The organism is Aestuariivita sp. (assembly GCF_049276915.1).
Taxonomy (GTDB): domain Bacteria; phylum Pseudomonadota; class Alphaproteobacteria; order Rhodobacterales; family Rhodobacteraceae; genus Aestuariivita.
This window is the reverse complement of sequence record NZ_JBASXK010000088.1, coordinates 1-11,565: the sequence shown is the minus strand read 5'-3', so window position 1 is coordinate 11,565 and position 11,565 is coordinate 1. Positions and strand designations below refer to the sequence as shown.

Here is an 11,565-nt window from a genome sequence, read left to right as displayed (position 1 = left end):
CATCGACAGCGCTCCTGCCGGCAGAGCTGCCAGCGCGTCGACCCGTTTGCCGAAGCTTTGCTGCTGCCCTGTCGGATGACATGTCGTCTTGGAAAAAAATTTGGCCATGCATGTACCCTGCTGGAAGCTCAGGCACATGCATGGCGCATTTAATTGAAAATGTTTTGGTCATTGAAATTGGGGTGCCCGATCCTCTTGGTATGCCTCGGGCGAAGCGGGATGGCGCAGCGCATCATGTGCGGGGTCTGCGCCAAATCTCATTGACGATATCAGAAGCGATCCGACAGACGGTCGATCTGGTTCTGGGCGGCACGAAAGTTGCGATCCGTTTCAACAATCCAGCTGATGAAACTCCGGATGGCAAAGACTGGAGCGGTGCGCGCTGTGGTCTGTGTCTGTGTCTGGGTCATCGGTCTAAATCCTCGGTCTGGTAGGGCGGGGTATGCTGCCCTGTTCCGTCTATGAGGATGAATATGCGCGCGCCCCGTGATTCTATCTGTGAACTGGGTCACACAGGCAAAGAATTACTGGAAATTAAATGTCGTCCAGCTCGCCCAGCGCCTCTAAGGCACTGTAATCAATAATTTTTAATCCGCCACGCGTGCTTTCGATTACACCCCGGCTTTTCCATGCCGACAATGTCTTGGATACCGCTTCGCGGGTCGCCCCGACGAATTCGGCCAGGTCTGCCTGAGACATATCAAGCACCGGATGTTCAGAATCACCATGGGCTGTCAGATGCATGATCTTGCGCGCCAGACGGCTGGGCATGGGCAGGAAGACCTGCTCGCTCAATTGCTTGCTCATCCAGCGCATCCGCTGACCGGCAAGCCTGACCAGATCGACAGCCAGTTCCGGGGCCCCGCGCAGCTCGCGCAGCAGATCGGCGTTGCGCACGCTCAGGAGAGTGGTGTCTCCGATGGCCACGGCGCCCGCAGTGCGGGTGTTGGGATCAAACAGCGCGATCTCGCCAAACATATCCCCGGGCCTGAGCACATCCAGAGACAGCTTGCGCCCTTCGCGCGAAATCACGCTGAGTTCGATCGCCCCTTTGGTCACCGCATAAAGCGTGTCGCCATCATCGCCCTGCTCGAACAGGATCTCACCGTTCTTGAGAGACACTTCGCTTGCTGCGCGCCCCATGAGGTCGCGCAGGTCCTTTGAGGCATGCGACAGGAATCCGGAACTGGGCAGCATGTATCATTCGCCTCTGTTTTGAGATGCGCATGTTAGCAGCCGGAGACCCTGCCGCAAGCATTGCATTATCAAAGTCGGCTCAGATCCACTTGGCAAGAGGCGGAAGGCTCATGAGGACCGCATTCGCGTCATGGCCGGTCTCAAGACCGAACTTCGTGCCCCGGTCGTAGACTAGGTTGTATTCGGCATATAGGCCACGGTGCACCAGCTGCGCTTCCTTGTCGGCGTCGCTCCACTCCTGCACCCGGCGCTTTTCCACCAGGGGAACATAGGCCGGAAGGAAGGCGCGTCCGATATCCTGCGTGAGGCTCAGATCAGCCTGCCAGTCCTGTGTACAATGGTCATCCATGAAGATGCCGCCCACACCACGGGCACGACCGCGATGGGGAACAAAGAAATACTCATCCGCCCATTCTTTCAGCCGGGGGTAATGCGCCGCACCATGGGGATCGAGATGTTGTTTCTGCGTGGCGTGAAAATGCGCCGTATCCTCGTCATATTCGATACAAGGGTTGAGATCCGACCCGCCGCCGAACCACCAGGCATGCGGTGTCCAGAACATGCGGGTGTTCATATGCACCGCCGGCACATGGGGGTTTTGCATATGCGCAACAAGGCTGATTCCGCTGGCCCAGAAGCGGGGATCTTCCTTCATCCCCGACAGGCCTTTGCGCGCCATCATCGCAGCCTGCGCCCGTTCGCCCAAAGTGCCGAACACGGTCGAGATATTGACGCCGACCTTTTCAAAGACCCGACCGCCGCGCATCACGCTCATCAAACCGCCGCCCGCGTCCGAGCCGTCATCGGACTGACGCTTGGTCTCGGACACATCGAAACGCCCCGGTGCCTGATCGGACAAGGGCCCGGTGTCATGGCTGTCTTCCAGCCCTTCGAATGCGGCGACGATATCGTCACGCAAACGGCGAAACCACGCAGCAGCGGTGGCTTTTTCAGTGTCAAAATGTGCGGTCATCAGGCTGTCTCCATTACTTGACAGTCAGACTAGCCCAGGAGGCGCAAGCTGTGGAAGTGGTTAATGCGCGGGTGCGGCGACAGGGTCCAGCAACGTGCGCCCGCCATCCAGCGTCAGGATCTGCCCGGTCATGAAACCCGAGGCTTCCGAGGCCAGGTATTGCACCGTATCCGCCAGCTCTCCGGGGGCGGCGATGCGCGCCAGTGGGGTGTGGCGTTCGATATCCTCGCGGAAGTCGGAATTCTCCTTGAGGATACCCTGCAGCGAGGCAGACATCACCGACCCGAAGGCCACCGCATTGACCCGGATCCGCAAGGGGGCCAGCGAGACCGCCATGGAGCGTGTAAGCTGATCCAGCGCGGCGGAACTGACCGAATAGCCAAGAAGATCGGGATGCGTGCGCCGCGCCGCAATCGAGCTGAGATTGATGATCGAGCCGACCTGCCCTTCGGTCTGCCCTTCGGATTGCTTGACCATGCGCTTGGCCACCAATTGCGTGAGCCGCAAGGCAGGCATCAGGTTCTGGTTCAGAAGTTCGATCACCGAGTCATCATCCGGCGACAGCGGATCCGACACCATGACCTGGCGCGCGCCATTCACAAGGACATCGACCTGATCGAACGCATCAATCGTGGCAGACAGCAAATTGGCGATCGTCAGTTTCTCGCGCAGATCACCGGCGAAAAAGCGGACATTGCTGTCGTCGCTCTGTTCGCCCAGTTCATCAAGCAACCGTTTCTCATCCATATCCGCGAACATCACATTCGCGCCCTTCTCGGCAAAATGCCTGCCAATCGCCAGGCCAATGCCATTGGCGGCCCCGGTGACGATGGCGGTCTTTCCGGCGATGGAAAATGACATGCGGGCTGTCTCCCTATCTGAACCTGAGCCTAGCGGCCTTTAGCGTCGCGCGCGAGTGGGACGTGATGCGCGGAAAAGTTTGAAGCGGCCGTCTCCCGCCAGTTCATCGCCCTCACGAAACAGCTCGCGCAGCGCGGTTTCATAAGGCAGATGGCGATTGGCCACCATCCAGAGCGTGCCAGAGGGCGTCAGCATCTGTGCAGCCGCTGCGACAAAGGCCTGCCCCAGGCCGGCATCCGCGGCGCGATTGGTGTGAAAGGGCGGGTTCATCACCACAGCATCCACCGGTTCGTCAGGTCGCCATGTGGTCGCATCGGCCCAGTGAAACTCGGCCCTGGGATCGGGGATATTCGCGCGCGCGCAGTCCAGCGCGACGTGATCGGCCTCGACCACATGCAGCCGTTCGACACTGGCACACGTCAGCACCTGCGCCGACAGATAGCCCCAGCCCGCGCCCAGATCCGCCACTCGTCGCCCCAGCTTTGCGGGCAAGACCCCGGCCAGAAGGGCCGACGCCGGATCAATCCCGTCTGCGGAAAACACGCCCGGCGCGGTTTGAAATCCATCCACCTGTGTCGGCGGGGCAACCCAATCCGCAAACCCCTCTGGCGGTGGGACAAACCAGAAGATCTTGCCATGCGCCTTGGAAATCGGTGCCGACACCTCGGCCCGCTTGCGCAGATCCTTGAGGATGCTGTCAACGCCATCGGTCTTGGCACCATCCACGATGACCAGCCCATCCACAGCCGCAGCGGCATCCGCCAGCATCGCCCGCGCCTGCGCCTTGGCGCGCGGCAGGAACACGATTGCCGCTCCAAAACGCCCGGCCAGACCGGGCGCACAGCGATAGCCCCGCGCGGACCACACCGCATGATCGGGAAAAAACGGCTGCACGATGGTCACACGATCCTGCGGCAGCGCCGAAAGGTCGGCATCCGCGCGCGGATGCATCACCAATATGGGCGCATCAGGCAGGGTCAGGCTGCCTGCTTCAAGTGCCAGAGAAACCCTAGGCGACATTTGCGAGGATCAGTCCTCTTTCTCCATCGTGCACTGCAAAGGGTGCTGATGGCGGCGCGCAAAGTCCATGACCTGACCGACCTTGGTTTCGGCAATCTCATGGCTGAACACGCCCACCACGGCGACACCCTTCTTGTGAACGGTCAGCATCACTTCGAACGCCTGCGCATGGGTCATGCCAAAGAACCGTTCCAGCACATGCACGACGAATTCCATGGGCGTGTAATCATCATTGAGCAACAGCACCTTGTACAAAGGCGGGCGCTTGGTCTTGGGGCGCGTTTCGGTGATAACCGACGCGTCATCGCCGTTCTCGCTATCGTCCGCCATGATCCAGGGTGTCTTTGTCATTGTTGAAAGTCGCGCCGTTCTCAGGTTTGGTCCGTGAGTAGTCTATATAACGCCTGAGAAAAATTAGAAAAGACGTGGCAGCACTGAAAGCACCATGACCTCACTGACCTGTATTGCCTTTGATGCCGATGATACGCTTTGGCAGAACGAACGCTTCTATCGGCTCACGCAGGAGCGCTTTGCCGATCTGTTGCGTGCCTATACCGATTCCGATCACCTCATGGCCCGCCTGCTGGATGCCGAACGTCGCAATCTGGGCCACTACGGATACGGGATCAAAGGCTTCGTGCTGTCGATGATCGAAACCGCGATCGAAGTGACCGATCAACGTGTACCGGCCTCGGTCATTGCGGAACTGCTGGACGCCGGGCAGGACATGCTGCAACACCCGATCGAACTGCTGCCCCATGCGCGGGACGTGGTGCAAAGCGTGGCCGAAACCTACCGCGTTCTGTTGATCACCAAGGGCGACCTTCTGGATCAGGAACGCAAGCTGGCACAATCGGGCCTTGGCGATCTGTTTGACGGAGTCGAGATCGTGTCGGACAAGACCCCCGAGGTCTATGACCGCATCTTCACACGGCAGGCAGACGGTGCCGCGCGCGCGATGATGATCGGCAACTCCATGCGCTCGGATGTCGTCCCGGTGATCGAGATCGGCGGCTGGGGCGTGTTTGTGCCCCATGGGCTGGAGTGGGAAATCGAAGCCGCACCGGCCCCGAAACACGCCCCGCGCTTTCACGAAATCGCCGACCTGGGTGCGTTGCCTGATTTGCTGGACGCCATCAGTTAACAGCTGAACTATTTGCCCCATTTTCGACACAATTGCCGGTTTAGCGGTCGAAGACGCGCGAGACCCCATATCTGGTCTACACGCATTGCGATAGCCGGAAATATCACTGCAACTTGCAACTTTCTTTTGTGATTCTGCTGTGTTAGCATTTTGGCAATCAGATAATGAAGTCAGCCGAAAAATCGGCGACATGAGGCAGACAGAGGCAAACATCGTGCAGGTTCGGCGCATCAGCCCGGCCCGTCTTGGGCTATATGTTTTCACCGCAATATGGTTTTGCGTCATCCTTCCGCTCAGCGTGGCGGCGGCGCCCTATGCTGCGATGGTCATGGACGCGCGCACCGGCGAAGTGCTCCATTCGCGCAACGCCGATACCAGATTGCACCCTGCCTCGCTGACCAAGATGATGACGCTCTATATCGCGTTCGAAGCGGTCAAGAATGGCGAGATCACGCTGGACACCCAGGTCCGTGTCTCCAAGAAAGCCGCCTCGGAACCGCCCTCGAAACTGGGCCTGGCCCCCGGGCAGCGTATCGCGCTGCGCTACCTGATCCGCGCCTCTGCGGTGAAATCAGCCAATGACGCGGCAACCGCGATTGCCGAGGCGATCTCGGGCTCCGAAGCCGCCTTTGCAAGACGCATGAACGCAACCGCAAAAGCCCTGGGCATGACCCGGACGACCTTCAAGAACGCCCATGGCCTGACCGAGGCCGGCCACCTGTCATCTGCCCGCGACATGACGATCATGGGACGCAGATTGCTCTATGACTATCCGCAATATTACAATCTCTTCTCGCGCCAATCGACACATGCCGGGATCAAGACGGTCAACAACACCAACCGCCGTCTTCTTGCGGCCTATCGCGGGGCGGATGGGATCAAGACCGGCTATACGCGGGCGGCAGGTTTCAATCTTGTGGCTTCGGCGCAACGCGGCAACGAACGCATCATCGCCACGGTTTTCGGCGGCAAATCGACAACCTCGCGCAATGCCGAGGTCGCCAAGCTGCTTGATCTGGGCTTCCGTCGCGCCCCCTCGAACGCCCCTTTGCGCCAACCGCCGCCTCCGGTCTATACCGCCACGGCACAGACCAATCAGGGGGCTGGCAAGACAATTCGCGTCAGCGGAGCCGTCAACAAGAGCCTGCGCCCGCAACTTCGACCGGGGACCGGCACCGGCGTCCCGGTTCTGCTAGCCGAGGCGATTGCACAGACCGCCAAGGCGGAAGAAGACATCCTGCGTCAGGAAATCGCCGAAGCGGTCGCGCTGGCCAAGACCGCAACGCCCTCCGCTCCACCCGAGAAAAATGTTGCCCCCACGGCCATCATCTCGGCGCTTGAGGCCGTGCCGCGCCCGGCCGCGCGCCCGGAAACCGAAGCGATCACCGTGGCGAATGTTGTAAAGGCCGACCCGATCGACGACGCGCAACGCGAAGTCGTCACACGGGTATCCACATCAGGCGGCAAGCATTGGGGCATCAATCTTGGCCGCTACTCCAGCCGGTATCAGGCCGAAAAGGTCCTGCTGCGCACCGCCCTGTCGGATATATCATCGCTTGATGGATCTTTGCGCAAAGTGGTCAAGGGACCACGCGGTTTTGACGCGAATTTCCTTGGCATGAGCCGCGACAGCGCGGATCTGGCCTGCCGCCGCCTGCAGGCGCGCAACGTCAATTGCTTCATGATCGGGCCCGGTTGACGGCGACCTGCGCGTCAGATGCGAAGCGCACAGGCACCGTGTCAGGGCTTGGGGTGATCGTCCCATTCATCGTTCAGGATCCGGCGGCTATCGCCTTCGGGATCCTCATACTGATTTGAGCGCACAGTATAGATGAAGGCCACCAGACCGACGGCACCCAGTGTCAGGGAAATCGGGATCAGATAGCTCAGCACGCCCATGTCGTCACCTCAACCGCAATGCGTTCAGGGAGACGGTAATCGACGAGGCCGACATCGCCAAGGCAGCGATCAACGGAGTCGCCAGCCCGGCAACCGCCAGCGGCACGGCGATGATGTTGTAGACGGTCGCAATCTGAAAGTTCTCGCGGATACGCCTGACCGCGCGCTTTGCCACGCCAAGGCTTTCGGGGATTGGCGTCAGATCTGTGCCCAGCAGCACGATGTCCGATGCAACCCGCGCTGCATCCAGCGCGGATGCTGGGGATATGGACACATGCGCCGCCGACAAGGCCGCTGTATCGTTCAGGCCATCTCCAACCATCAGCACATGCCGCCCTTCGCTGGCCAGTTGCCGGACGCGATGGGCCTTGTCCTCGGGCAGGGCCTCGGCCACCCAGGTTTCAATGCCAAGACGCGCCGCCAGGTCGCGCACGGCAAAAGACGTGTCACCGGACATCAGAATGACGTGGTAGCCTGCCGCCAAAAGCTCTGCCACCGCCTCTTCGGCCCCCGCGCGCAGCGCATCGCTGAAGCGGAAAGCGCGCGGCTGATCCCCGTCGACGCTGAGCCACGCGGTTGTGCCTTGCGCCGCATCGGCACCGACCCAGGCACCCCGGCCCAGACGGACGCGACGCCCCTTCCAGCTGGCTTGCGTGCCATAGCCGGGAACTTCGACAACATCGCTGAGCCTGGCCGCCTTGATGCCGGCCGCGCGCGCAGCACGGGTCAGGGACCGCGAGAGAGGATGCGATGACACCTCGGCCAGCCCAAGCGCCACTTCCAGGGTAGCGCGGTCATGATCGCCTGAATTGGTCAATTCAGGCGTGCCCGCCGTCAGGGTTCCGGTCTTGTCGAACACGACCGTGTCCACGGCGGCCAGACGCTCAAGCGCCGTGGCATCCTTGATCAGCATCCCCTTTCGAAACAACCGACCAGAGGCGGCGGTCGTCACCGCTGGCACCGCAAGGCCCAGCGCGCAGGGGCAAGTGATGATAAGAACCGCCGCCGCGATATTGAGCGCGGTGCGCACATCCCAGGTATAGAGGTACCAGCCCAGAAAGCTGAGCGCGGCCAGGATATGAACCCCCGGCGCATAGAGCTTGGCCGCCTTGTCCGCGAGCGAGGTGTAGTTCGAGCGGCCGGACTCGGCGATTGCCACCAGATCTGTCATGCGGTGCAGCGAGGTGTCCGAGCCAACCGCCGTTGCCTCGATCGTCAGCGGACCTGTCAGATTGACCTCGCCCGCGCTGACCACCTGCCCGGCGCTTGCAAAGACAGGGAGTGTCTCGCCCGTCAGCAAGGAGCGGTCCAGTTCGGATTGCCCGTCGCGCACCACACCATCCACCGGCATACGCCCGCCCGGGCGCACCAGAATGCGGTCGCCCACCGCCAGCGACGCCACAGAGACTTCGACCTCGGCCCCGTTTTCCAGCCGCCAGGCGCGCGGGACTTCAAGTGCTGCAAGCTCTTCAGCAGCCGAGCGCGCCGCCGCACGGGTCCGGTAATCCAGATATCGCCCGGCCAGCAGGAAAAAGGTCAGCGCCATCGCGGCGTCGAAATAGGCGTGATGCCCGGACAGCGCGGTCTCCCAAAGCGATGTCACCAGCGCCAGCACGATGGCCAGCACGATCGGAACATCCATGTTCAGCTTGCGCACCCTCAGCGCGGACCAGGCGCTGCGAAAGAAGGGCTGGGCGGAAAAGGCAATGGCCGGCAAGGTGATGGCGGCGGAAATCCAGTGGAACATGTCACGCGTCGCATCTTGCGCACCCGACCAGACAGAGACCGACAAAAGCATCACATTCATCGATGCAAAGCCCGCCACCGCAAGCCGCATCAGCAGATCGCGCCCCGCGCGGTCGGTCTGTGTCGCCTTCAGCGCACCCGGATCAAGCTCATGGGCTTCATACCCGCCCGCCCCGAGTGCCGCCACGAGATCGGCAGCCCTCACGTCGCCATCGGCCTCGATCATCGCGCGTTTGAGCGTCAGGTTCACCCGCGCCGAGGTCACCCGGGGATCGCGGTTGAGAATACGCTCGACCCCGGCAATGCAGGCCTGACAATGGATCTGGGGCAGAGACAGGGCAAGACGCCCGGGCGCAAGTGGCACCTCGACCGCATCCCGGGGTGCGGCAAGGCATCCCGGACAGGCTGCGGCCGATGGGGACATATGCGCGGTCATGCGGGCCTAGCCCCGCACATGCAGAATGACACGCTGGGTGAACTCGGTCCCGTCATCGGCCCGCGCCACCATACGGATGTTCCAGTTGCCCTTGCCCAGATCAGCCGGCGCCACATAGGCCTTGCCATCAAAGACGAACTCGGGTCGCAGATCGTCTTTGACATGCGTGGCCCGGCCCAGCGTTGCATCCAGATCGGCCACCTGCACCGGTGCCCCGTTTGCATCGGTGATCGACAGGATCACCTGGCCATCTCGGGCATCCGCGCGCACCGACCAGCCCAGCGCCAGTTGCGCATCGCGCCTGGCGTCAAACTGCTGGGAGGCCACATAAGAGTTCTTGACCTCGAGGCCCGGAAAGGTGCTGACCGCATTATAGGCCAGGGCAAGGTTTACCGTGATGATGACGGAAAATGCGCCGCCAAAGATCAGTGCTGCGTGTGTTCCGGTGAATTCGCGCGTTGCCATGGGTTTAATCTCCTGTTCCGAAATAGGTGGAATCCGCATAGGCGCGTTTGCCATTGGACAGATCCTCGACCCAGAAGCGCAGCTCGGTCCGCTCGGCAAGCGCCGGGTCTGAGTTGGGGGGCGAGACGACATAGACCCGCTGCAGGCGCATGCCCTGGGCCGTGATGTCCACGGTTTGATAGGGCGTGCCTTCCAGTTGCAGACGCAATTGCGAATGGCCGGTCACAAAGAGGCGGAAGGTCGTATCATCGTTGCTTTTGTTCAGCAGTCGCACGTCATAGGCATTGCGGATCGACCCGTCCGACATGGTCACATAGACCGGGTTGCGCACGGGCGCGACGTTCAGATCAATCGGCGAGCGGATGAACAGAGCAAACACCAGCGCAAAGCCCACCAGTGACCACAATGTGGTGTACATGATCGTGCGTGGGCGGAACGCATGTACCCAGATGCTTTTGGGCGGTTTGCCGGTGCGTTCCAGAGGCTCATCCGACAGCGCCATGTAATCCACCAGCCCGCGCGGCTTGCCGATCTTGGCCATGATGTCGTCACAGGCATCGATGCAAAGCGCGCAGGTGATGCATTCCATCTGTTGCCCGTCGCGGATGTCGATCCCCATCGGACAGACGTTCACGCAGGCCATGCAATCGATGCAATCCCCCTGCTCGGCCGCATTGGCGGCTTCCTCGGAGTGTTTGCGCGGCTCTCCACGCCAGCCACGATAGCCGACCGTGATGGTATCTTCGTCCATCATGGCGGCCTGAATGCGCGGCCATGGGCAGGCATAGATGCAGATCTGCTCGCGCGCGAAACCGCCAAAGAAGAAGGTGGTGAATGTCAGGATCGCCACTGTCGTATAGGCAATCGGATGGGCGTTCAGCGTCACCAGATCGCGCAGCAGGGTCGGCGCGTCGGCGAAATAGAACACCCAGGCCCCACCGGTTGCCAGCGCAATCAAAAGCCAGCTTACCCATTTGGTCAGGGTCAGGCGCAACTTGCGTGCGTCCATCTTTTCCTGACGGTGCAGCCTGAGGCGCGCGTTTCGATCGCCTTCTATCCAACGCTCCACCAGAATGAACAGATCGGTCCAGACCGTCTGTGGGCAGGTATAGCCGCACCAGACCCGACCAAATGCCGAGGTGAACAGGAACAGGCCCAGTCCGGCCATGATCAAAAGGCCCGCCACAAAGTAAAACTCATGCGGCCAGATCTCGATCCAGAAGAAATAGAACCGGCGGTTGGCCATATCCAGCAGCACCGCCTGATCGGGCAGGTTCGGACCGCGGTCCCAGCGGATCCAGGGCGTGATGTAGTAAATGCCCAGGGTGACCGCCATGATCACCCATTTGAGATTACGGAAATTCCCGGAAACACGTTTCGGAAAAATCGGTTCGCGCGCCTTGTAAAGGCTTGGCGGCTGATCCGAGCTGTCGGACAATGGAATCGCTCCTGCAGTTGGCGGCTTGGGTTGTGTTGTCCCATTCACGACCGGGCGAAACTTTGACATGGGTCAAAAAGAACATCGCTCAGACATCTTTTTCTTGGCTCTGTCTGCAGCGCCTTGGCTGGCTGCATTTTTTATGGCGTGCCACCGCCTCGCTTCTGCCCGGCTCATGCGTCACCAGAGGGGACAGGCAATGGATCATGACGTCGATGTAAAGGGGCGCTGGGATCGCGCTGGCGGGCGCAAAGACTGCCTTAAAGCGTCCCGCCGAAAACCTGAATCGTAAGGATTCCCTTGAAGCCTGATCTGTGATTCATCCTGTTTGGGAGGATGGATCATGTCAGCACCTTTGCCGGAAGCGCTACGGGCGCGATTTCAGA

General features: G+C 60.9%; 12 protein-coding genes. 2 read left to right on the top strand and 10 right to left on the bottom strand.

What is annotated here, in order from left to right; all coding sequences use genetic code 11:
• Positions 1-269: 269 nt before the first annotated feature.
• The 6 genes from WAO69_RS09065 to clpS all read right to left on the bottom strand — a co-directional run bounded on the left by WAO69_RS09065 (position 270) and on the right by clpS (position 4,402).
• Entirely contained in the window at positions 270-410 is a 141-nt protein-coding gene (locus tag WAO69_RS09065) for a hypothetical protein (RefSeq protein ID WP_422178227.1), read from the bottom strand.
• A 124-nt stretch (positions 411-534) separates the two neighbouring features.
• Positions 535-1,197 (bottom strand): Crp/Fnr family transcriptional regulator, encoded by a 663-nt coding sequence (locus WAO69_RS09060; protein ID WP_422178225.1) that lies wholly within the window; start codon positions 1,195-1,197, stop codon positions 535-537.
• Positions 1,198-1,276: 79 nt separating this feature from the next.
• Entirely contained in the window at positions 1,277-2,170 is an 894-nt protein-coding gene (gene hemF / locus WAO69_RS09055) for an oxygen-dependent coproporphyrinogen oxidase (RefSeq protein ID WP_422178223.1), read from the bottom strand.
• A 60-nt stretch (positions 2,171-2,230) separates the two neighbouring features.
• Positions 2,231-3,031, bottom strand: coding sequence for an SDR family NAD(P)-dependent oxidoreductase (locus tag WAO69_RS09050; RefSeq protein ID WP_422178221.1), 801 nt, complete (start codon positions 3,029-3,031; stop codon positions 2,231-2,233).
• A gap of 39 nt (positions 3,032-3,070) precedes the next feature.
• Positions 3,071-4,051 carry a class I SAM-dependent methyltransferase gene (locus WAO69_RS09045; RefSeq protein WP_422178219.1) on the bottom strand — a complete coding sequence of 327 codons (981 nt, stop codon included), beginning with the start codon at positions 4,049-4,051 and terminating at the stop codon, positions 3,071-3,073.
• A gap of 9 nt (positions 4,052-4,060) precedes the next feature.
• Positions 4,061-4,402, bottom strand: a complete 342-nt coding sequence (gene clpS, locus WAO69_RS09040; RefSeq protein ID WP_422178217.1) for an ATP-dependent Clp protease adapter ClpS — start codon at positions 4,400-4,402, stop codon at positions 4,061-4,063.
• 94 nt (positions 4,403-4,496) lie between these two features.
• Between clpS and WAO69_RS09035 the strand changes: the two genes are divergently transcribed.
• Together WAO69_RS09035 and WAO69_RS09030 are read left to right on the top strand one after the other, a co-directional pair.
• Positions 4,497-5,195: an HAD family hydrolase gene (locus WAO69_RS09035; RefSeq protein ID WP_422178215.1), complete on the top strand. Its 699-nt coding sequence runs from the start codon at positions 4,497-4,499 to the stop codon at positions 5,193-5,195.
• A gap of 190 nt (positions 5,196-5,385) precedes the next feature.
• Complete coding sequence (locus WAO69_RS09030) at positions 5,386-6,894, top strand: serine hydrolase (RefSeq protein ID WP_422178213.1); 1,509 nt, start codon at positions 5,386-5,388, stop codon at positions 6,892-6,894.
• Between the two features lie 41 nt (positions 6,895-6,935).
• Here WAO69_RS09030 and ccoS read toward each other — a convergent pair whose 3' ends face one another.
• Genes ccoS through ccoG form a run of 4 tightly spaced genes read right to left on the bottom strand, consistent with a single transcriptional unit; the run spans position 6,936 to position 11,179 of the window.
• Positions 6,936-7,094, bottom strand: a complete 159-nt coding sequence (gene ccoS / locus WAO69_RS09025) for a cbb3-type cytochrome oxidase assembly protein CcoS (protein WP_422178211.1) — start codon at positions 7,092-7,094, stop codon at positions 6,936-6,938.
• A 4-nt stretch (positions 7,095-7,098) separates the two neighbouring features.
• Positions 7,099-9,276: a heavy metal translocating P-type ATPase gene (locus WAO69_RS09020; protein WP_422178209.1), complete on the bottom strand. Its 2,178-nt coding sequence runs from the start codon at positions 9,274-9,276 to the stop codon at positions 7,099-7,101.
• Positions 9,277-9,282: 6 nt separating this feature from the next.
• A complete protein-coding gene (locus WAO69_RS09015; RefSeq protein WP_422178207.1) occupies positions 9,283-9,741 on the bottom strand; it encodes a FixH family protein in 459 nt (152 codons plus the stop codon).
• A gap of 4 nt (positions 9,742-9,745) precedes the next feature.
• The gene (gene ccoG / locus WAO69_RS09010) at positions 9,746-11,179 is read right to left on the bottom strand and encodes a cytochrome c oxidase accessory protein CcoG (protein WP_422178205.1); all 1,434 of its coding nucleotides are present in this window, start codon (positions 11,177-11,179) and stop codon (positions 9,746-9,748) included.
• Positions 11,180-11,565 lie beyond the last annotated feature (386 nt).